Origin of the sequence: Pseudomonas sp. MPB03, from assembly GCF_046605385.1 — a bacterium.
GTDB classification, from domain to species: domain Bacteria; phylum Pseudomonadota; class Gammaproteobacteria; order Pseudomonadales; family Pseudomonadaceae; genus Aquipseudomonas; species Aquipseudomonas zanjanensis.
Window position 1 is genome coordinate 4,878,316 of the sequence record NZ_CP176770.1, and the last position, 20,402, is coordinate 4,898,717.

The 20,402-nt window shown below is 63.3% G+C and carries 18 protein-coding genes; 2 read left to right on the plus strand and 16 right to left on the minus strand.

Annotated elements, in window-relative coordinates; translation table 11 throughout:
* Positions 1-5 precede the first annotated feature (5 nt).
* A complete protein-coding gene (locus tag ACLH0I_RS20990; protein ID WP_186707189.1) occupies positions 6-668 on the minus strand; it encodes an HAD-IA family hydrolase in 663 nt (220 codons plus the stop codon).
* Complete coding sequence (gene rluC / locus ACLH0I_RS20995) at positions 658-1,614, minus strand: 23S rRNA pseudouridine(955/2504/2580) synthase RluC (RefSeq protein ID WP_060743156.1); 957 nt, start codon at positions 1,612-1,614, stop codon at positions 658-660. Before rluC ends, ACLH0I_RS20990 begins: the two co-directional genes overlap by 11 nt.
* Positions 1,615-2,313: 699 nt before the next feature.
* On the opposite strand from rluC, the gene rne reads away from it, so the two are divergent.
* On the plus strand, positions 2,314-5,511 hold the full coding sequence (gene rne, locus ACLH0I_RS21000; protein ID WP_411385289.1) for a ribonuclease E: 3,198 nt from the start codon (positions 2,314-2,316) through the stop codon (positions 5,509-5,511).
* A 733-nt stretch (positions 5,512-6,244) separates the two neighbouring features.
* On the opposite strand, the gene ACLH0I_RS21005 is transcribed toward rne, so the two are convergent.
* The 12 genes from ACLH0I_RS21005 to ACLH0I_RS21060 all read right to left on the minus strand — a co-directional run bounded on the left by ACLH0I_RS21005 (position 6,245) and on the right by ACLH0I_RS21060 (position 17,738).
* Positions 6,245-6,835 (minus strand): NTP transferase domain-containing protein, encoded by a 591-nt coding sequence (locus ACLH0I_RS21005; protein ID WP_250962540.1) that lies wholly within the window; start codon positions 6,833-6,835, stop codon positions 6,245-6,247.
* A 20-nt stretch (positions 6,836-6,855) separates the two neighbouring features.
* Complete coding sequence (locus ACLH0I_RS21010; protein ID WP_411385290.1) at positions 6,856-7,827, minus strand: XdhC family protein; 972 nt, start codon at positions 7,825-7,827, stop codon at positions 6,856-6,858.
* Positions 7,827-10,142: a molybdopterin cofactor-binding domain-containing protein gene (locus ACLH0I_RS21015; RefSeq protein WP_411385291.1), complete on the minus strand. Its 2,316-nt coding sequence runs from the start codon at positions 10,140-10,142 to the stop codon at positions 7,827-7,829. The genes ACLH0I_RS21010 and ACLH0I_RS21015 overlap by 1 nt, the downstream gene beginning before the upstream one ends.
* Positions 10,139-10,609 (minus strand): (2Fe-2S)-binding protein, encoded by a 471-nt coding sequence (locus ACLH0I_RS21020; protein ID WP_250962537.1) that lies wholly within the window; start codon positions 10,607-10,609, stop codon positions 10,139-10,141. The genes ACLH0I_RS21015 and ACLH0I_RS21020 overlap by 4 nt, the downstream gene beginning before the upstream one ends.
* Before the next feature lie 266 nt (positions 10,610-10,875).
* Positions 10,876-11,895 carry a UDP-N-acetylmuramate dehydrogenase gene (gene murB / locus ACLH0I_RS21025; RefSeq protein WP_411385292.1) on the minus strand — a complete coding sequence of 340 codons (1,020 nt, stop codon included), beginning with the start codon at positions 11,893-11,895 and terminating at the stop codon, positions 10,876-10,878.
* The gene (locus ACLH0I_RS21030; RefSeq protein ID WP_186707183.1) at positions 11,892-12,356 is read right to left on the minus strand and encodes a low molecular weight protein-tyrosine-phosphatase; all 465 of its coding nucleotides are present in this window, start codon (positions 12,354-12,356) and stop codon (positions 11,892-11,894) included. Before ACLH0I_RS21030 ends, murB begins: the two co-directional genes overlap by 4 nt.
* Positions 12,356-13,120 (minus strand): 3-deoxy-manno-octulosonate cytidylyltransferase, encoded by a 765-nt coding sequence (gene kdsB / locus ACLH0I_RS21035; RefSeq protein ID WP_186707182.1) that lies wholly within the window; start codon positions 13,118-13,120, stop codon positions 12,356-12,358. The genes ACLH0I_RS21030 and kdsB overlap by 1 nt, the downstream gene beginning before the upstream one ends.
* Positions 13,117-13,302 (minus strand): Trm112 family protein, encoded by a 186-nt coding sequence (locus ACLH0I_RS21040; RefSeq protein ID WP_003179363.1) that lies wholly within the window; start codon positions 13,300-13,302, stop codon positions 13,117-13,119. Before ACLH0I_RS21040 ends, kdsB begins: the two co-directional genes overlap by 4 nt.
* Positions 13,303-13,325: 23 nt before the next feature.
* Positions 13,326-14,336, minus strand: coding sequence for a tetraacyldisaccharide 4'-kinase (gene lpxK / locus ACLH0I_RS21045; RefSeq protein WP_411385293.1), 1,011 nt, complete (start codon positions 14,334-14,336; stop codon positions 13,326-13,328).
* Entirely contained in the window at positions 14,336-14,764 is a 429-nt protein-coding gene (locus ACLH0I_RS21050; RefSeq protein WP_250962532.1) for an ExbD/TolR family protein, read from the minus strand. Before ACLH0I_RS21050 ends, lpxK begins: the two co-directional genes overlap by 1 nt.
* On the minus strand, positions 14,761-15,396 hold the full coding sequence (locus tag ACLH0I_RS21055; RefSeq protein WP_024616893.1) for a MotA/TolQ/ExbB proton channel family protein: 636 nt from the start codon (positions 15,394-15,396) through the stop codon (positions 14,761-14,763). The genes ACLH0I_RS21050 and ACLH0I_RS21055 overlap by 4 nt, the downstream gene beginning before the upstream one ends.
* 95 nt (positions 15,397-15,491) lie before the next feature.
* Complete coding sequence (locus ACLH0I_RS21060; RefSeq protein ID WP_411385294.1) at positions 15,492-17,738, minus strand: DNA internalization-related competence protein ComEC/Rec2; 2,247 nt, start codon at positions 17,736-17,738, stop codon at positions 15,492-15,494.
* A 145-nt stretch (positions 17,739-17,883) separates the two neighbouring features.
* Here ACLH0I_RS21060 and ACLH0I_RS21065 point away from each other — a divergent pair, with 145 nt between their 5' ends.
* On the plus strand, positions 17,884-18,399 hold the full coding sequence (locus ACLH0I_RS21065; RefSeq protein ID WP_046063671.1) for a DUF2062 domain-containing protein: 516 nt from the start codon (positions 17,884-17,886) through the stop codon (positions 18,397-18,399).
* Positions 18,400-18,599: 200 nt separating this feature from the next.
* Here ACLH0I_RS21065 and ACLH0I_RS21070 read toward each other — a convergent pair whose 3' ends face one another.
* Positions 18,600-19,379 (minus strand): ABC transporter permease, encoded by a 780-nt coding sequence (locus ACLH0I_RS21070; protein ID WP_411387542.1) that lies wholly within the window; start codon positions 19,377-19,379, stop codon positions 18,600-18,602.
* Positions 19,380-19,381: 2 nt separating this feature from the next.
* The gene (locus ACLH0I_RS21075; protein ID WP_186707178.1) at positions 19,382-20,314 is read right to left on the minus strand and encodes an ABC transporter ATP-binding protein; all 933 of its coding nucleotides are present in this window, start codon (positions 20,312-20,314) and stop codon (positions 19,382-19,384) included.
* Positions 20,315-20,402: the final 88 nt, after the last annotated feature.

The window sequence follows — 20,402 nt, forward strand, 5'->3', positions numbered from 1 at the left end:
AGACTTTAATCAGCGCGCCGGCTCAGCCAGGCGTGCAATTCAGGAAAATGGTCGATCGCCAGTCGCGGCTCGAACGCCTTGAGCGCCTCGATGGACTGCGCACCATAGCTGACAGCCACCGAACCCATGCCGGCGTTACGCGCCATCTGCAGGTCGAACGAGGAATCCCCCACCATCAACGCTTGCGCAGGCTCCACCCCGCAATGGGCCAGTATCTGTTCGAGCATCAACGGATGCGGTTTGCTGGCCGTCTCATCGGCGGCACGAGTGATATCGAAATAATCATCCCAACCATGGGCCTTCAATACCCGATCCAGCCCCCGACGAGCCTTGCCGGTCGCGACCGCCAAGCGATAACCCTCGCCTTTCAAGGTTTCAAGGGTATGAACCACGCCCTCGAACAACGGCGAAGGCTCAGCCTCCAGCGCAATGTAGTGATCGGCATAGTGCTGGCGAAAAACCACCAGCGCATCGTCATCGATATCCGGATACAAGCTGCGAATCGCTTCCGGCAATCCCAGGCCGATGATGCCCTTCACTGCAAAATCGTCGCACCGGGCCAAACCGGAACGATCCGATGCGACATGCATCGCTTCGACAATCCGACCAACAGAGTTCGCCAGAGTGCCGTCCCAATCGAAGATCAGCAATTTGTAGTCAGGATGCACTCAACCGCTCCACGGTCTTGGCCCACATGTCATCCACCGGGGCCTGCAACTTCAGCTCGCCACCATCGGGCAGCGGCACGGTGAGCATATAGGCATGGAGAAACAGGCGCTTGCCGCCCAGGTCGCGGATTTCCTTGGTGAAATCGTCGTCGCCATATTTGCTGTCACCGGCAATGCAGTGGCCGGCGTGCAGGGTATGGACGCGGATCTGGTGCGTACGCCCAGTCACCGGCTTGGCCTCGACCAAGGTGGCGAAGTCGTCGAAACGGCGCAATACCTTGAACACCGTCAGCGCCTCCTTGCCCTCCTCGTTGACTTCCACCATGCGCTCGCCGGAACGCAGGTTGCTCTTGAGCAGCGGCGCACGGACCTGCTTGATGGAGGTCTCCCAGCGCCCACGCACCAGCGCCATGTAGCGCTTGTCGACACCATCGCCGCGCAACTGCTCGTGCAGGTGGCGCAACATGCTGCGTTTCTTGGCAATCATCAGCAGGCCGGAGGTGTCGCGGTCGAGGCGATGGACCAGTTCCAGTTCCTTGGCGTCCGGACGCAACTGACGAAAGGCTTCGATCACGCCGAAATTCAGGCCGCTGCCGCCGTGGACCGCAATGCCCGCGGGCTTGTTGATTACGATCAGGGCCTTGTCTTCATAGACGATCGAGGCTTCAAGGCGTTGCAACAATCCCTGGGCCAGGGGCACCGGCTCATCGCGTTCGGGCACGCGAACCGGGGGCACGCGCACGATGTCGCCGGCCTGGAGCTTGTATTCAGGCTTGATCCGACCTTTGTTCACTCGCACTTCGCCTTTGCGCAAAATGCGGTAGATCAAGGTCTTGGGCACGCCTTTGAGCCGGGCCAGCAGGAAATTATCGATTCGTTGGCCGGCATATTCCGGCGAGACCTCGAGCAGTTGAACGCCAGGGGTCGAAGGGGCAGTAGTTGTCATGGCGGCGATCATAACAATTTTTTATGGAATTGAAGCACTTAATCATTGCTGCTATAGTCGCGAACGCCGCCAAAAGTGGCTGGACAGTGGACCAGCGGTCAAAAACCGGCCCTGACCAACGCAATTCACGAGGACGAGAGGCCGTCCTACGGGGCTTTCGCTACGTAACGGTAGAGTTTTCAGGTGTAACGAGCGCAGGTGACATGAGGCCTGAGATACGCCGCAAAGCAGAGTTTTGACTCGCTTTGCGCGCCACATTCACGGCCAGTTCACAAAGTGCAGTCAGCTGCGAACGACCCCGAGCGAGAGCTTCGGAAACAACGCCTAAATTAGCCATGATGCGTGACCTCCCCTTCCGGAGCTCACGGTAAATGCCAACCCGCTGCGGATTCTGCGCGCGGCAGCACCCGAATTATCAGGGATACGTGTAGGGTGGAGACGTACAACCGTCGGACTGTGTAGCACTAGGCTTATATTTAGACGCTTCATCTCGTCCACAGACGCCGGTTGATTCCTCCTCCTGACTGAGTGCTTGAGTACCAGCAAGCAGGACGCGTCCGTCGCGACTTCGCCATCATTGGGCCGAACTCGCTGGACACTGGAATGGCCTTGCCACCTCCAGGACGCACCTGACACCGACCGTGAGAAGTCGTGTGTGCCGAACGCCGTTTCCGGCAGCCCGGAAACCGACGGTACTACATGAAAAGAATGCTGATTAACGCAACTCAACCCGAAGAGTTGCGTGTTGCACTGGTAGACGGCCAGCGCCTCTACGACCTGGATATCGAATCCGGTGCACGCGAGCAGAAGAAGGCCAACATCTATAAAGGCCGGATTACTCGCATCGAACCAAGCCTTGAGGCTGCCTTTGTCGATTTCGGCTCCGAGCGCCACGGCTTCCTGCCCCTCAAAGAAATCTCCCGCGAATACTTCAAGAAGGCCCCTGAAGGCCGCGTCAACATCAAGGACGTCCTGAGCGAAGGCCAGGAAGTCATCGTCCAGGTCGAAAAAGAAGAACGTGGCAACAAGGGCGCCGCCCTGACCACCTTCATCAGCCTGGCCGGCCGTTACCTGGTCCTGATGCCGAACAACCCGCGTGCCGGCGGCATCTCCCGTCGCATCGAAGGCGAAGAGCGCAACGAACTGCGTGAAGCCCTCAATGGCTTGGTCGCACCGGCCGACATGGGCCTGATCGTGCGCACTGCAGGCCTGGGTCGCAGCAGCGAAGAAATGCAGTGGGACCTCGATTACCTGCTGCAACTGTGGACCGCCATCAAAGAAGCCTCGCTGGATCGCTCCGCGCCGTTCCTGATCTACCAGGAAAGCAACGTGATCATCCGTGCCATCCGCGATTACCTGCGCCAGGACATCGGCGAAGTGCTGATCGACAGCGTCGAAGCCCAGGACGAAGCCCTGACCTTCATTCGCCAGGTGATGCCGCAGTACGCCAGCAAGATCAAGCTCTACGAAGACAGCGTTCCGCTGTTCAACCGTTTCCAGATCGAAAGCCAGATCGAGACCGCCTTCCAGCGCGTCGTCGAACTGCCGTCCGGCGGCTCCATCGTCATCGACCCGACCGAAGCCCTGGTGTCCATCGACATCAACTCGGCGCGCGCCACCAAAGGCAGCGACATCGAAGAAACCGCCCTGCAGACCAACCTTGAAGCGGCCGAGGAAATCGCCCGTCAGTTGCGCCTGCGCGACATTGGCGGCCTGATTGTCATCGACTTCATCGACATGACCCCGGCCAAGAACCAGCGCGCCGTGGAAGAAAAGGTCCGTGAATGCCTGGAAGCCGACCGCGCCCGCGTACAGGTCGGTCGTATCTCGCGCTTCGGCCTGCTGGAAATGTCCCGTCAGCGCCTGCGTCCATCCTTGGGCGAAAGCAGCGGCATCGTTTGCCCGCGTTGCAACGGCACCGGCATCATCCGCGACGTCGAGTCGCTGTCCCTGGCGATCCTGCGCCTGATCGAAGAAGAAGCCCTGAAAGACCGCACCGCCGAAGTTCGCGCCCAAGTGCCGATCCCGGTGGCCGCGTTCCTGCTCAACGAAAAACGCAACTCGATCACCAAGATCGAACTGCGCACCCGCGCCCGTATCGTCATCCTGCCGAACGATCACCTCGAGACGCCGCACTTCGAAGTGCAGCGCCTGCGCGATGACAGCCCGGAAGCCCACACCAACCAGTCCAGCTATGAAATCGCTGCTGCCGCTGCCGAAGTGGAAGAAGTCCAGCCGGCCGCCGCCACTCGCACCCTGGTTCGCCAGGAAGCCGCGGTCAAGACCGCACCGGCCCGCGCCAACGCTCCGGTTCCGACCGAAGTGGTTGCCCCGGTTGCCGCCCCGGCCGCAGCCCCGGAGCCCAGCCTGTTCAAAGGCCTGGTGAAGTCGCTGGTCAGCCTGTTTGCAATCAAGGAAGAGCCTGCTGCCCCGGCCGCCGTCGCCAAGCCTGCCGCTACCGAGCGTCCGGCCCGCAACGAAGAACGCCGCAACGGTCGCCAGCAAACCCGCAACCGCAACGGTCGTCGCGACGAAGAGCGCAAGCCTCGCGAAGAACGTGCACCGCGTGAAGAGCGCGCGCCACGTGAGCCGCGTGAAGAACGCCAACCGCGCGAAGCCCGTGAGGAAGCGCCAGCCGTAGCCCGCGAAGAACGCGCACCGCGTCCGCCGCGTGAAGAACGCCAGCCGCGCGCACCGCGTGAAGATCGCAAGCCACGTGGCGAGCGTGAAGAGCGTGTTCGCGAACTGCGCGAGCCACTGGATGCCGCCCCGGCCGTGGCTGCTGCCACTGCTGAAGAGCGTCCGGCTCGCCCGCCTCGTGAAGAACGCGCGCCGCGTCCGCCACGTGAGGAGCGCCAGCCTCGCGCTGAGCAGGCAGCCGCCGCTGCCAGCGAAGAAGAAGTGCTGAACGCCGAAGAGCAGTTGCAGGAAGACGGCCAGGACACCGCCGAAGGTGATCGTCCACGCCGCCGCTCCCGTGGCCAGCGTCGTCGCAGCAACCGTCGTGAGCGTCAACGCGACGCCAACGGCAACGTGATCGAAGGTTCGGAAGAGTCCGAGTCCAGCGAAAACGCCGAAGCGCCAAGCGCTGCGGACCTGGCCGCCGGCCTGGCCGTGACGGCGGCCGTTGCCAGCAGCGCGATCAGCGCTCCGGCCGAAGCCCAGGCGCACGAACAAGCCGAACGTGCCACCGCTGCGGTGGAAAGCGCGCCGGTTGAAGCGCCTGCGGTCGAAGCCACCACCCCGGTAGAAGCCACCGCTTCGCCAGAAGTGGAACTCGCACCGACGTCTGAAGCCCAGCCTGAAGCTGAAGCTGAAGTCGCCGCCGAGCCTGCACCGGTCGTCGAGACGCCAGTGGTGGCTGCCGAACCGGTCGTCGAAGCACCGGCCGAGGAAAAGGCACCCGAGCCTGTCCGCGAAGAGCAGACGGCGTTCAACTGGACCGCCGAGCCAGCCGCACCGGCACCGGTTGTCGAGCCTGAGCCGGCACCAGAGCCCGTGAAAGCGGTCGAGCCAGAAGTGGTCGAGCCTGCTCCAGTGGTCGAAGCGCCCGTGGTTGCCGAAGCCCCTGCCCCGCTGGAAGAGCCTGCACCGGCCAGTGCCCTGACCGCGAATGGCCGCGCGCCGAACGATCCACGTGAAGTGCGTCGTCGCAAGCGTGAAGCCGAGCGTCTGCAGAAGGAAGCCGAACAAGCTGCCGCTGCCGCCGCTCAAGCGCCTGCCGCCGAGCCAGCTCCAGTCGTGGAAGAAGTCGCCGAGGCAGCCCCTGCCCCGGTCGCAGAGGCCCCGGTTGAATCGACTCCGACGTTCGACGAACCTCAGCACGTCGCTGAAGAAATCGCACCGCGTCACACTGAAGCCCTGGAAAAAGAGCACGAGCCTAAACCTCACGCCTGATTCCACCGCCCAGTAAAAAGCCCCGCCTGGTAACGCCAGGCGGGGCTTTTTTATGCCTGCAGACTTATCCACAGGGGAACTGGGCCGGACACAAGACTTATATCCGCCGAAGCTCCAATGTGGGAGCGAGCTTGCTCGCGATAGCGTCGTCTCAGCCTGCATCAATGTTGAATGCCAAACCGCTTTCGCGAGCAAGCTCGCTCCCACAATGGACTCGTGGCGAGCACGATACCTGAGAGCAACTCGGAAAAAATGTGGGAGCGAGCCTGCTCGCGAAGGCGCCGGCTCAGCTTGCATCAATGGTAAATGCCAGGCCGCTATCGCGAGCAGGCTCGCTCCCACAGGAGGCCGGGGCCCGGCACAAGGCTTATATCCACTGAGATCCAATGTGGGAGCCGAGCTTGCTCGCGATAGCGTCGGCTCAGCCTGCATCAATGTTGAATGCCAAACCGCTTTCGCGAGCAAGCTCGCTCCCGCAATGTTTATTGTTGATCAATCGGTGCCGTGATGGCTGGGACGCTTTTGTGGCGAGGGAGCTTGCTCCCGCTTGACCGGGCTGGCGCTCCAGTGCGCAGCGCTCATCGCTTTCTGGGGGCCGCTGCGCGACCCAGCGGGAGCAAGCTCCCTCGCCACAGGACCGTGCTGCTCCCAGAGACCTTGTGGGTATCCACCATCACTGCAAATTGACCCTCAGCCATCGCGAGCTTGCTCCCAAAGGGTTTTGCGTCGCCTGTCATTTGAAGGTCAGGGCCTCTGGCACATCGACATCCCACGTCACGCCTGGATCGTCCACCGGTACTTCGACCACCTGCGCCCCGGCAAACAATGCCTTGGCGCCACGATCTCCAGTCAACGCCATCAATTTCGGCCCAAACCCACGACCAAATCCCACCGGATGCCCGTACTCCCCTGCCAGGACCGGCACGCTGATCCCATCCTCATGAATCCCCGCCGCCACCTGCTCGATGCTCGACGGCAAGATGAAGGGCATATCGCCCAGCACTATCAGCCAGCCATCAAGATCAGGGCAGGCCTGGACACCCGCGGCGATGCTGTCACCCAGGCCGGGGGAGTCCAGCTCCACGAAATCGCAGCCATAGGCCTGGGCCATGCGTATGGCTTGTGGCCGGTCCTTGCTCGTCACCAACACACGCTTTTCCAGGGAGGCCGGCAGATTCACCAGCACCTGCTCGATCACCGACCGCACGGCGCCGTCACGCCCGGTGCAATCGGCGAGCAATTTATCCTTGTCGGGACCTGCAATCCGGCGGAAACGGCTACCCGCTCCCGCTGCCAGGATGATCACGCCAATCGACTCGCCCATACGTCCTCCTTGCCCATGGCTTACAGCGGCTTTTTCTGCCGCAGCTCCACGCCATTCTTGATGGCCACGATTTCCGCCAGCAACGACAAGGCGATTTCCGCCGGGGTGTGACTGCCGATGTGCAAGCCAATCGGTCCATGCAAGCGTTCAATGGCCTCTGCTGACAAGCCTAGCTGAGCCAGGTTGTCCCGGCGCTTCTGGCTGTTGACCCGCGAACCCAGGGCGCCGACATAAAAAGCCTTGGAGTCCAGCGCCGTGAGCAGCGCCATGTCGTCCAGACGTGGGTCATGGGTGAGGGCCACAATGGCCGTGCGCTCGTCCGTCTGGATGCTCAGCACCGCTTCGTCAGGCATGCCGGAGACGAAGCGCCCATGCTGCTCCTCCCAACCGTAGACGAACTCCTTGCGCGGATCGCAGATCAGCACCTCGAAATCCAGCAGCCGGGCCATTTCCGCCACGTAGCGCGACAGTTGTCCGGCCCCGATCAGCAGCAGCCGCCAACGCGGGCCGTAAATGGCCCGCAACACCTGCCCATCGAACATCAAAGCGTCGGTCTTGCTGGCCGGGGTCAAGACCACGTTGCCGCTGGCGACGGTCAGCTCACGGGCAACGATTTCATGGGCCTCGCAACGCTCCAGCAACTGGGCGACCCAATGCGGATCGCCCACCCGCTCTTCGGTCAGGCGCAGGGTGCCACCGCACGGCAGGCCGAAGCGCGCCGCCTCTTCGCGAGTAACGCCATAGGTGATCAGTTGCACCGGCGGACCGTCCGCCGGAATGCGGCCGTCGTGCAACCGGGCGATCAGGTCATCCTCGACACAACCGCCCGACACCGAACCAATCACCACGCCATCTTCACGCAGGGCCAGCATCGCCCCCGGCGGCCTGGGCGCGGTGCCCCAGGTCTGGACCACGGTGAACAACACCACCCGCTGCCCGGCGCGACGCCATTCAAGCACGCTGCGCAAGACATTCAGATCGACGCTGTCCATCAGGCCTTGGCCTGTTGCCAGCCTTGCAGCTGATAGCGCACAGGCAGGTTACGGATACGCTTGCCCGTGGCGGCGAAGATCGCGTTGCACAAGGCTGGCGCAATCGGCGGCACGCCCGGCTCGCCGACACCGCCCAACGGCACCTCGCCCGGCGGCGTGACCAGATGCACCGCCACTTCCTTGGGCGCCAGGGACATGCGCGCGATTTCATACATATGGAAGTTGTCCTGCTGCACCTTGCCGTCCTTGAAGCTGATCTCGCCCACCATCGCATTGCCCAGGCCCATGACACAGGCGCCTTCGAACTGTGAGCGGATGCGTTCGGGGTTGATCTGCGGACCGCAGTCCACGGTGATGTCCGCCTTGTGCACGATCACCGTGCCGTCATCCTTGACCTCGACTTCAATCGCCGCCGCCACGTAGGTGACGAAGCTGTAATGCACCGCCAGCCCCAACCCTCGGCCCTTGGGCAACTCGCGCCCCCAACCGGCCGCCTTCGCAGCGGTTTCCAGCACCGTGCGGATCCGCGCCGTATCGATCGGATAACGCTCGGGGGATTCGCCGTAGTTCCAACTGTCATTGAGGCTATTCGGATCGATCTTGCGGTCCGGGCCCAGCAGCTTGAGGTGGTACTTCAGCGGATCCTGGCCGGCCTTGTGGGCCAACTCGTCAATGAAGCTCTGGATTGCAAAACCATGGGGAATGTTCGACACCGAGCGGTACCAGCCCACCCGGGTATGGGCCACCGCCTCGGGGTTTTCCAGGCGCAGATTGGGAATGGCGTAAGCCATGTTGGTCACGCCCATGCCCACTTCGAACGGCGCCTCGTGGGTCATGCCCGGTGCAAACAATGCGGTGATGGTCGGGGCCACCGTGCGATGCAGCCAACCGGAAGGCATGCCGTCCTTGTTCAAGCCAGCCTTCAGGTATTCGGCCGACACGGTGTGGAAATACGAGTGGTGAATATCGTCCTCACGGGTCCACTGCACGCGTACGGCCTGGCCAGGAAACTCCTTGGCGAGCACCGCCGCTTCGACGACAAAATCGGGTTTCGACTTGCGTCCGAAACCGCCGCCCAACAAGGTGATATTCACCGTGACCTTCTCGAAAGGAATGCCCAGGCGTTCAGCGACGCGTTCACGAGTGACCTGCGGCGCCTGGCTCGGTGCCCAGGCCTCGCATTGGCCGTCCTTGAACCGGGCGACGGCAACCATCGGTTCCATAGGCGATTGCGACAGGTGCGGCAAGTAATACGATGCCTCCCATGTCGAATCAGCCTTGGCCAGCGCATCGTCGAGGTCGCCGCTGCTGCGCACGACTTTTCCAGGCTTGAGGGCCGCCGCTTCCAACTCCTTGCGATAGGCAATGGAGTCGTAGCCGGCATTCGGGCCGTCGTCCCACTGGATCTTCAGGGCCTCGCGGCCCTTGATCGCCGCCCAGGTGTTCTTCGCCACCACCGCCACGCCGCCCAACGGCTGGAACTCCGAGGGCAGCGGCCGCCCTTCAATCGACACCACCTTGACTACGCCCGGCACCTTCAACGCCGCGCTGCTGTCCACGCTCTTGACCTTGCCACCATAGACCGGCGGACGCGCGATGACGGCGTAGAGCATGCCGTCGAAATGCACGTCAGCCCCGAAGACTGCGCGACCGTTGACGATGTCCGCGCCATCGATGGCCCGGCTCGCTTCCTGGCCGATATAGCGGAACTCGGACGGCTGCTTGAGGCGCAGGCTGTCACGGGCGGGTACTGGCAAGGCGCTCGCGGCAGCGGCCAACTCGCCATAGCCCAATTCGCGCCCCGAAGGCTGGTGCACCACCTTATGCAGCTGGGCACGGCATTCGCCTACTGGCACCTTCCACTGCGCAGCGGCGGCCAGTTCCAGCATGGTCCGGGCGGCGGCCCCGCAACGGCGCATCGGCTCGAACCAGTGACGCATGCTGCGCGAGCCGTCGGTATCCTGGTTGCCGAAACGCGCCTCATCGGCCGGCGCCTGCTTGACCTTGATGAGTGCCCAGTCGGCCTCCAGCTCATCGGCCACGACCATGCTCAGGCTGGTGCGCACGCCCTGGCCCATTTCCGAACGGTTGCAGATCACGGTCACGCTGCCATCGGCGGCAATGCTCACATAGACCTTGGGATCGTCGACCGCGCCATGGGGCATGCCCTCGGCGCCGAATTTCTTCTCTTCGGCAAAGGCATCCGGCAGGCCCCACGTGGCCGCCAGCACCAGCACACCGGTGGCGCTCGCGCCCTTGAGGAAACCACGACGGCTGAGGTTGCTCAGCACGAAATCATCGGGCAAGCGGCTCATGCCTTGGCCTCCTTCAGGTGAGTGGAGGCTTGGCGGATCGCGGTCTTGATCCGGTTGTAGGTGCCGCAACGGCAGAGGTTGCCGACCATGGCTTCCTCGATCTGCTCATCGCTCGGGTTGGGGTTGGTCTTGAGCAGCGCCGTGGCGGACATGATCTGCCCGCCCTGGCAGTAACCACATTGGGCCACAGCGGTATCGAGCCAGGCCTTCTGGACGACTTGCCCGACCGGATCGGCGTGAAGCCCGTCGATGGTGCTGATGGGCTGCCCTTTCACCGAGCCGATCGGCGTGATGCAGCTGCGCGCCGGGGCACCGTCGATGTGGATGGTGCAGGCGCCGCACAGGCCCATGCCGCAGCCGAATTTGGTGCCGTTGTAACCGGCCACATCCCGGATAGCCCAGAGCAGCGGCATGTCCTCGGTCACATCCAGTTGATGGTCTTTTCCATTGAGTTTCAGGGTAATCATGGGCACGCCCGCACAGTGATCGAATGATGGGGTCGAGCAATCTGCCGCTGGGTTAGCGGTTCGGTTCGCGCAGACTGGCTCAGGCTGATCAGGCTCTCTTATGCAAGCGCACGCAGGCGTCTGCATCGGGCCTTTTGGATGCGATGGTCGCATCGTCAGGAGGCTAAATTAACCCAGGATCAAGCAAAACGCCCTGCACAATCCTGCACAAATGATCGTGCGCAGGGTGTGCAGGGCGTTTTTTCAGGCGATTGCGAGAAGGCCGCTCAGTACCGATTGGGTTCCATTTCCAGCTCGACCTGGAAACATTCGGCAATGTCTTTCTGGATGCGCAGGGCCAGGTCCAACAATTGCGGGCCGGTAGCGTTGCCGTAGTTGACCAGCACCAACGCCTGCAACTTGTGCACCCCGGCATCGCCCTCGCGAAAACCCTTCCAGCCGGCCCGTTCGATCAGCCAGCCAGCAGCGATTTTCATCTGCCCGCCAGGCTGTGGATAAGCCACCAGGTCGGGGTATTGCTGCTTGAGATGCGTCACGTGCGCGGCCGGCACCAGCGGGTTCTTGAAGAAGCTGCCGGCATTGCCCAGCACGGCCGGGTCGGGGAGTTTTTCGCTGCGGATGCTGCAAATGGCCCGGCTCACATCCGTCGGCGTCGGCTGATCGATGCCCTGCTCGGTCAATCGCTGGCGGACCGGGCCATACTCCAAGTGCAAGTGCGCAGCGCGACTGAGGGCGAAACGCACCCGCAGGATCAACCAGCGCCCGGCCTGTTGCTTGAACAGGCTGTCACGGTAGGCGAAACGGCATTCTTCGAGGGTGAACTCGTGCAATTCGCCGGTCTGGCGATCCAGCGCGGTGAGGCCAGCGAAGACATCCTTGATCTCCACACCGTAGGCGCCGATGTTTTGCATCGGTGCCGCGCCTACAGTACCGGGAATCAGGCTGAGGTTTTCCAGGCCCGACCAGCCTTGCGCCAGCGTGTGCTGGACGAAGGGATGCCAGGGTTCCCCGGCTTCGGCCTCGACCACCACCCGCTCGCCGTCATCGCTGAGCAGGCGGATCCCCTGGCTGGCCATGCGCACCACCAAGGCGTCGATGTCGCCGGTCAGCAGCAGGTTGCTGCCGCCGCCGATCACCAGCAACGGTACGACATGCTCGCTGGCGTAGTCCAGCGCCTGGCGTACATCGGCGTCGCTGTGGGCTTCGGCGAACAAGCGGGCGCTGACGTCCACGCCAAAACTGTTGAAGGGCTTGAGGCTGACGCCCGCCCGCACCTGCAAGGTCATAACCGCCCCTTCAATTCGATCACCAGGCGATCCGTGGCGCGCTCGATCAAGTCCAGCACCTGCTCGAAGCCCTGCTCGCCGTCGTAGTACGGGTCCGGCACATCGTCGAGTTCGGCTTCGTAGCGCCGCAGGAACAGATCCAGCTCGGCCCTGCCCTTCGCCGGTTGCAGGGCCTGGAGGTTGCGCAGGTTGCTGCTGTCCATCGCCAGGATCAGGTCGTAGGCGGCAAAGTCGGCGCGCGTCACTTGTTGCGCGCGCTGGGCCGACAAGTCGTAGCCACGCCGCAGGGCGGCGGCCTGGCTGCGCTTGTCCGGGGCCTTGCCGACATGCCAGTCACCGGTGCCGGCGGAAGCGACTTCCACCTGCCCGGCCAGCCCGGCCTCGCGCAGCTTGTGGCGCAAGATGCCTTCGGCGGTGGGCGAGCGGCAGATATTGCCGAGGCAGACGAACAGGACCCGCATCAGGCCTCCAGCAGGCGACGAACGCGCTCGAGGTCTTCGGCGGTGTCGACACCGGTCGGCGGGGCGATCAACGCATCGGCGACATGGATCCGCACGCCATGCCACAAGGCCCGCAGTTGTTCCAGCGCTTCAGTGTTTTCCAGCCAGCACGGGCCCCAGGTGACGAAGTCCTGGAGGAAACCGGCGCGGTAGGCGTAAATGCCGATGTGACGGCGGTACGGCACGCCTTCTGGCAGCACGTCGCGGTCTTGGGCGAAGGCATCCCGCGCCCAGGGCAACGTCGCACGGCTGAAGGTCAATGCCAGGCCATTGAGGTCGCTGACCACCTTGACCACGTTGGGGTTGAACAAGGTCTGCACATCCTCGATCGGCTCGGCCAGGGTGGCCATGCGCGCTTCGGTGTGGGCCGCGAGGTTGGCGGCGACCTGATCGATCACGCTCGGCGGGATCAACGGCTCGTCACCTTGCACATTGACGACGATCGCGTCGGCGGCCAGACCAAGCTTCGCCGCGACTTCCGCCAGGCGATCGGTGCCGGAATTATGGTCTTCGCGCGTCAGTACGACCTCGGCGCCAAAGCCCTTGCAGGCCTCGACGATGCGCGCATCGTCAGTCGCCACCACGACGCGCTGGGCGTTGCTTTTGCAGGCCTGTTCCCAGACATGCTGGATCATCGGCTTGCCGGCAATCGACAGCAGCGGCTTGCCGGGCAGGCGCGTCGAGGCAAAGCGCGACGGAATGACAACGGTAAAGGCGGTAGTCATTTATCCAGGCGCTCGTCGGTGGTCAGGGTACGGGCTTCGCTTTCGAGCATCACCGGGATGCCGTCGCGAATCGGGTAAGCCAGGCCGGCGCCCTTGCTGATCAGTTCGGTCTTGTCGGCGCTGAGCTTGAGCGGGCCTTTGCAGACCGGGCAGGCCAGAATATCGAGCAGTTTGGTGTCCATGGAATTCCCTTGGGTAAAAGGTGTTAAGGCAAGAGCCGATCCGGCAACAGGCGCATCAACTGCGTATCGAACCAGGCCGCGAAGGCCGGCGACGGCACGGCATCCACCGCCAGGTACCACCAGTCGGGCGCGGCGAAGGCACGGCATTTGACCGCGTCTTTTTCCGTCATGACCACCGGCAGGGATGGCGTGAAATTCAAGGCCTGGGCGCTGTATTCCGCATGGTCGGCAAACCCGTGCGGTATGGGCCGCCAGTGTAGCGTTTCGAGGGTCTTGAAGAAACGCTGGGGATTGCCGATGCCGGCCACGGCGTGCAAGGCCTGGCCGGATGGAAAATGGTCGAGGGGACGGCGCTCGCCGCTCGCCAGGTTCACCAGTTCGGTGGGACGCAGTTGGAAGGCGAAGCCGTCTTCGCGGTCGGCACTGGCACCGTTGTACAGCACGGCGTCGACCGATTGCAGGCGCTCCACTGGCTCGCGCAATGGCCCGGCGGGCAGGCAACGTCGGTTGCCGAGGCCGCGGGCGCTGTCGATCAGCACCAGCTCAAGGTCCCGGGCCAATCGATAATGCTGCATGCCATCGTCGGACAGGATCAGGTCCAGCGGTTCGCTCTCCAGCAGCGCCTGGACCGCGCGACTGCGATCGGGGTCGATCATCAGCGGCACGCCCGTGCGCTGGACGATCAACAGCGGCTCGTCCCCCGCGACATCGGCGCCCTGCTCGGCCGCGACCCGCCACGGCAGTTGCGGCGGCTTGGCACCATAGCCCCGGCTGACCACCCCGACCCGCAGGCCACTGCGCTGGCAGTGCTGGATCAGCCACAGGATCAACGGCGTCTTGCCGGTGCCCCCAACAGTGATATTGCCCACCACCACCAACGGCACGGGCGGCTGGTAGATCAGGCCTTCACCTGCCAGGAAACGCTCGCGCTTGCCCACCACCACCCGCCGGTACAACCACTCCAGTGGGCGCAGCAGGGTCAGGGCCGGGTGACCATCATACCACGCGGCAAGCAATCGATCGGACATGGCCATCAGGGTGCCGGAGCCGCCTCGACCGTGGTCATGCGCAGATGGCTGAAACCAAGCTTGCCGGCCGCGTCCATGGCGGTGATCACCGATTGATGAGGGGTCTTGCCGTCGGCGCTGATGGACAGCGGCAGGCTGGTGTCGCCGCCAGACTCTTTCTGCAAGGCCTCGATCAGGCTCGCCAGGTCGCTCTTGGGCAGCAATTGGTTGTTCACCGAAAACGCCCCTTCGGCGCTGATAGTGACTTCCAGGTTCTTGAGTTGCTGGTCTTCGGCCGGCGAGCCGCTGACGGCTTCCGGCAATTCAACCTTGAGCTGGGTTTCCCGGGTGAACGTGGTGGTCACGACGAAAAACAGCAGCAGGATGAACACCACGTCGATCAGCGACGCAAGGTTGATCTCGATGTTTTCCCGGGGCTTGCGGCGGAATTTCACTTCTTGCCCCCAGCCAGGTCCACGTCACGATCACCCTGCACCACCTCGACCAGCTTGATGGCTTCCTGCTCCATGCCCACCACCAACTCGTCGACGCGGCGTTGCAGGAATCGATGGAAGAACACCGCCGGAATACCGACCATCAGGCCAGCGGCGGTGGTGATCAGGGCCTTGGAAATCCCCCCCGCCAGTACTGCGGCGTTGGTGGTCATGCCGGAACCGGTAAATGCGCTGAAGATGTCGATCATGCCCAACACCGTACCCAGCAGGCCCAGCAGCGGGGACATGGCGGCGATGGTGCCCAGGGTATTGATGTAGCGCTCCAGTTCATGGATGACCCGGGCGGCGGCCTCCTCGATGCACTCCTTCATGATCTCGCGACCATGCTTGGAGTTCGCCAGGCCAGCCGCGAGGACTTCCCCCAGCGGCGAACTGGCCCGCAGCTCCTTGAGCTTGTCCTTGTTCAGCTGCTTGTCCTTGATCCAGACCCAGACCTGCCCGAGCAGATGCTCCGGCGTCACGCGGCTGGCCCGCAGGGTCCACAGGCGTTCGGCAACGATACCCAGTGCCGCGATGGAACTCAGAATGATCGGCAACATCATCCAGCCGCCGGATTTGACCAATTCCCACACAGTGACTGCCCCCTCGAAAAAGTGCGCCACTTTATCACACAGACTCGCCTTGCAGACCCGCTCCGCCGATAAGCGCATCCGCCGATTGCCCTGGATCAATGTTGCCGCGGTGGCCCGACGCCGGGCGGATCGCGCCAGTAGCGTCGGTGCCCGGCCTCGGTGCGCGGCAACTCGAACGCGCCCAGTTGCAGACGAATGGCACCCTGCTCGGCGCTGTCGTAAATCGCCAGGCCCGAGCGGCGGTACCGGGCCATCACTTGGGGATGGGGATGACCGAACGCGTTGCCCTGCCCTCGGGAGATCAGCACCGAATGCGGCTTGAGGCGCGACAGCAAGGCCATCGACGACGAGCTGCGGCTGCCGTGATGAGGCGCGGCCAGCCACTGGATCGGCAGCGCCAAGGCTTCGTCGAGCAGGGCGCGCTCGGCGTGGGTGTCGATATCGCCGGTCAGCAGCAGGCGTTCGCCGCCGGCCTCCACCAGCAGCACGCAGGACTTCTGGTTGCTTTCGACGGCAGAGGCCCACCGCCACAGCTCGAACCCGACGCCATCCCACTCCCAACGCCTGCCGCTGTCGCAAGGCCCAGCCTGCAATTGCTCAGGCAGCGCGTCGGGATCGCCACTGATCACTTCCATCGTCGGCAGTCCCTTGCGCACGGCGCGGGCGCCGCCGGCATGATCGGCGTCGGCATGGCTGAGAAGCATCAGGTCCAAGCCGTGCACGCCGAGTTTACGCAAGGTCGGCAGCACGACACGTTCGCCCACGTCGGCCTCGCCAAAACGCGGCCCGGCGTCGTAAAGCAAGGTGTGATGCCGGGTGCGTACCAGCACCGCCAGTCCTTGGCCGACGTCCAGTTGCCAGACCTCGGCGTGCCCTGGCGGCAGGTTCTCTCGCGGCGGGAACACCATCAGCAAGACCATCGGCCACCCCAGCAAGCGCAGCGGCACCCCTTTGGGCAATAGCAGCAAAAAAGCCCCCAGGGCGGCGATACCCAAGGCCCAGGACGGGACCGCAACCGGCACCCAGGCGGGCAATCGCCCGGCCACCAACGCCAGCCCCCTGAACAGCAGATCGAGTAAACCGCCGGCGATCCACAGCAGCCCTTCACCGATGAGCGGCACCGGCAACAACGCCGTGCCGAGCAGCGCCGGCGGCAAGACCAGCAGGCTGATCCACGGCACCGCGATCAAGTTCACCAGCGGTCCGCTGAGGCTGACCGGCAAGCCCACGATCAACAGCAGCGGACACAGGCCGAGCGCAACCAGCCACTGGGCTCGGGTCCAGGTTTGCCACCAGCGCCAGGGCCCCAGGCGAGCACCAAAGGTGAACATCAAGATGGCGACGGCCGCGAACGACAACCAAAATCCCGGCCGCAGGCTGGCGAGCGGGTCGAACACCAGCACCCCGGCGAAGGCCAGTAGCCAAGCCCACCAGGGATCAGGCTGCTTGAAGCGCAAGCGCCACAACAACACCAGGCCGATCATCGCGCAGGCCCGTCGCACCGGCACCTCGAACCCGGCGAGCAAGCCGTAGCCCAGGGCGGCGCAAAAGGCCAGCGCACAGGCCCAAGGCAACCACGCGAGCCCCGCCGGCCAAAGGCCATAACGCGCCGCGCCGGCCACCAGCAGGTACACCAGGCCGGCAAGCAGGCCGATGTGTTGCCCGGAAATTACCAGCAAATGAACGGTGCCGGTGTCCTGCAACACCTGCCAATCCTCGCGACTCAGCCCGCCACCGTCACCCAGGACCAATGCCGCCAGCGCACCGGAGCGGCCGTAGGCATCGACCTGTGCCAGCGCCTGGCGCACCTCGTCACGCCAGGCGCCCCGGGCCGCTTGCAGGAGACGCCCTTGCTTGATCGTCCCGGTCGCGCCGATACCCCGGCTCAACAACCAGGCGGCATAATCGAAGCCGTGCGGGTTCAGCAACCCGGCGGGTCGCTTGAGCTTCACTGCCAATCGCCAGCGTTCGCCGCTGTTGATGGGCGGGCCACCAAACCAGGCGAGGCGCAGCGTTTTCGGTAACCGGGTACGACGTGATTGGACATCGGCCAGTCCGAAGCGCACCACGCCGTCGCCCTGTTGCGGCAAACCGACGACGCGCCCTTCGACCCAGCGGGTTTCTCCGTCCAGGGTAGCGGGTAACCGGTCGTCCAGCGCCCACTGCGCCGACAGGCAGGCCCAGGCCAGCCCGAACAGGAAAAAACCCAGCGGGTAGGTTCGAAACGGCAACACCATCAACGCCAGCAGCGGCATGGCTGCAACCAGCCACAACGGCGGCAGTGCCGGTAAAAAAATCGGGGCCACCAGCCCCAGTGCAAGCGCGACTAATCCTGTGCGCATAACCCGTCCTTGAGAGTGCCCCCTTCAGGCATAGACGGTTCGCGGCACCGCTGGCGTTATCAATTGTCACAAAGTCTGAATCTGCCAGCCGTAGAATCCAGACATACTTGCGGCTTTAATTGCGTTGAACCGACCGAGAAGCCTTATGCCCCGGCGCCTATTCAAACGTTACATGCCAGACCCAGAAAGCATTCGGGAACATAAGTCCTTACGTTTTCTCGGTACCCTGCTGCACGATCCCAATCTTTGGCACCTCAATCGGCACTCAGTGGCCCGGGCGATGGCCGTTGGCCTGTTCGCCGCGTTCCTGCCGATCCCGTTGCAGATGTTGCTGGCCGCGGCGCTGGCCGTTACGGTGCGCGGCAATATGCCGATTGCGGTGAGCCTGGTGTGGCTGACCAACCCGATCACCATGCCGGCGGTGTTTTTCTGCACCTACCAGACCGGCGCCTGGCTGATGGACGTACCCGCCCGGACGCTGCCCGAAGAACTGACCTGGGAATGGATCAGCGGCCAGTTGTCCACCTTGTGGCAACCGTTCCTGCTGGGCTCGGTGGTGACCGGCCTGGTGCTCGGCGCCCTGGCCTACTTCGTCACCATGAGTTATTGGCGCTGGTGGGTGGCGCGGCAGTGGCGGCGGCGCAAGAAAAGCCGGATGTGAGATGCACAAAGGCCTCCTGGGAATGGAGGCCTTTTTTGTGGTGCATTGACTGCCCCCCTGTGGGAGCGAGCTTGCTCGCGAAAGCGGTGGGTCAGCTTGCATCGGTGTTGGATGTACCGCCGCCATCGCGAGCAAGCTCGCTCCCACACTGGATCTCTAGTGAACACAAATCTTGTGCCCTCCCACAGGGGAGTTCGGGGTCAGGTCCGCATCCCGCGCCCGCTGACCAGCAACCGCGCGCAACCGATGTAGAGCACCACGGTCGCCACCAGCATGAAGGTGATGGCGATGCTGATCTTGATGTCCGACACACCGAGGATGCCGTAGCGAAAGGCGTTGACCATGTGCAGCACCGGGTTGGCCAGGGACACGGTCTGCCAGAACGGCGGCAGCAGGGAGATCGAGTAGAACACCCCGCCCAGGTAGGTCAGCGGCGTGAGCACGAACGTCGGGATGATGGAGATGTCATCGAAGTTGCGCGCAAACACGGCATTGATGAAACCCAGCAGCGAAAAGATCGTGGCCGTGAGCACCACCACCAAGACCGTCACCCCCAAGTGATGCACCTGCAGATCGGTGAAGAACAACGACAGCAGCGTCACGATCAGGCCCACCGCCAGGCCGCGCAGCACGCCGCCCAAGGTGTAGCCAACGAGGATCGTATGGGGCGACACCGGCGACACCATCAACTCTTCGATCGAGCGCTGGAACTTGCTGCCGAAGAAGCTCGATACGACGTTGCCGTAGGAGTTGGTGATCACCGACATCATGATCAGCCCCGGCACGATGTAGTCCATGTACGTGAAGCCACCCATGTCGCCGATCTGCCGGCCGATCAGGTTACCGAAGATCACGAAGTACAGGACCATGGTGATGGCCGGCGGCAGCAGCGTCTGCGGCCAGATCCGCATGAAGCGGCGGACTTCACGGTAGACGATGGTATTGAGGGCGATGAGGTTGGGGCGCAGTTCGGAACTCATGCTCATACCGCCACCTTCGCCAGATTTTTCTCTACCAGGGACACGAACAACTCCTCGAGGCGATTGGTTTTGTTGCGCAAGCTCAGCACTTCAATGTTTTGCAGGGCCAGTTGGGTGAACAAGCCTGTGATGCCCGCGGCTTTGTCCACTTGCACTTCCAGGGTGTGGCTGTCCACCAGGCGAGCCGGATAACCGATGAGCTGGGGCGCGGTCGCCAGGTCGCCTTTCAGGTCCAGCAGGAAGGTCTCCACATGCAGTTGGCTGAGCAACTGGCGCATGCTGGTGTTCTCGACAATGGTGCCGTGGTCGATGATGCCGATGTTGCGGCACAACTGCTCAGCCTCTTCCAGATAGTGGGTGGTGAGGATGATGGTGATGCCTTTCTGGTTCAGCTCGGTCAGGAAGCTCCACATCGAACGACGCAGCTCGATGTCCACGCCAGCGGTCGGCTCGTCGAGGATCAGCAGGCGCGGCTCATGCACCAACGCGCGGGCGATCATCAGTCGACGTTTCATGCCGCCGGACAGCGAGCGGGACGGCACGTCACGCTTGTCCCACAGGCCCAGTTGGGTCAGGTACTGCTCGGCGCGCTCGTTGGCGATCTTCGGCGGGATGCCGTAGTAACCGGCCTGGGTCACGACGATGTCGAAGGTCTTTTCGAACTGGTTGAAATTGAACTCCTGGGGCACCACGCCGATGCAACGCTTGAGGGCGGCGGGCTCGCGATCCAGGTCGTGACCAAAGACATTCACCGTGCCGCTGGTCTTGTTCACCAGGGTGGAAAGAATGCCGATGGTGGTGGATTTGCCGGCACCGTTAGGGCCGAGCAAGGCGAAGAAATCACCTTCGGCGACATCCAGATCGATACCACTCAGGGCCTGGAAACCGTTGCCGTAGGTTTTGGTTAACTGCCGGATGGACAGAGCGGAACTCATATCGGATTACGCACCAAGAAGGGAGGGAAGAAAAGAATAGATAAGGGCGGGCGGCGAGCAATACAACCACGGCGCACGAAGGCAATGG

Coding starts and splice junctions, on each gene's coding strand:
- rne (WP_411385289.1), top strand. CDS start 2,314: ATGAAAAGAATGCTGATTAACGCAACTCAACCCGAAGAGTTGCGTGTT.
- murB (WP_411385292.1), bottom strand. CDS start 11,895: ATGACCTTGCAGGTGCGGGCGGGCGTCAGCCTCAAGCCCTTCAACAGT.
- ACLH0I_RS21070 (WP_411387542.1), bottom strand. CDS start 19,379: ATGAGTTCCGAACTGCGCCCCAACCTCATCGCCCTCAATACCATCGTC.
- kdsB (WP_186707182.1), bottom strand. CDS start 13,120: ATGACTACCGCCTTTACCGTTGTCATTCCGTCGCGCTTTGCCTCGACG.
- rluC (WP_060743156.1), bottom strand. CDS start 1,614: ATGACAACTACTGCCCCTTCGACCCCTGGCGTTCAACTGCTCGAGGTC.
- ACLH0I_RS21005 (WP_250962540.1), bottom strand. CDS start 6,835: ATGGGCGAGTCGATTGGCGTGATCATCCTGGCAGCGGGAGCGGGTAGC.
- ACLH0I_RS21075 (WP_186707178.1), bottom strand. CDS start 20,314: ATGAGTTCCGCTCTGTCCATCCGGCAGTTAACCAAAACCTACGGCAAC.
- ACLH0I_RS21065 (WP_046063671.1), top strand. CDS start 17,884: ATGCCCCGGCGCCTATTCAAACGTTACATGCCAGACCCAGAAAGCATT.
- ACLH0I_RS21010 (WP_411385290.1), bottom strand. CDS start 7,827: ATGGACAGCGTCGATCTGAATGTCTTGCGCAGCGTGCTTGAATGGCGT.
- ACLH0I_RS21020 (WP_250962537.1), bottom strand. CDS start 10,609: ATGATTACCCTGAAACTCAATGGAAAAGACCATCAACTGGATGTGACC.
- ACLH0I_RS21040 (WP_003179363.1), bottom strand. CDS start 13,302: ATGGACACCAAACTGCTCGATATTCTGGCCTGCCCGGTCTGCAAAGGC.
- ACLH0I_RS21030 (WP_186707183.1), bottom strand. CDS start 12,356: ATGCGGGTCCTGTTCGTCTGCCTCGGCAATATCTGCCGCTCGCCCACC.
- ACLH0I_RS21060 (WP_411385294.1), bottom strand. CDS start 17,738: ATGCGCACAGGATTAGTCGCGCTTGCACTGGGGCTGGTGGCCCCGATT.
- ACLH0I_RS21015 (WP_411385291.1), bottom strand. CDS start 10,142: ATGAGCCGCTTGCCCGATGATTTCGTGCTGAGCAACCTCAGCCGTCGT.
- lpxK (WP_411385293.1), bottom strand. CDS start 14,336: ATGGCCATGTCCGATCGATTGCTTGCCGCGTGGTATGATGGTCACCCG.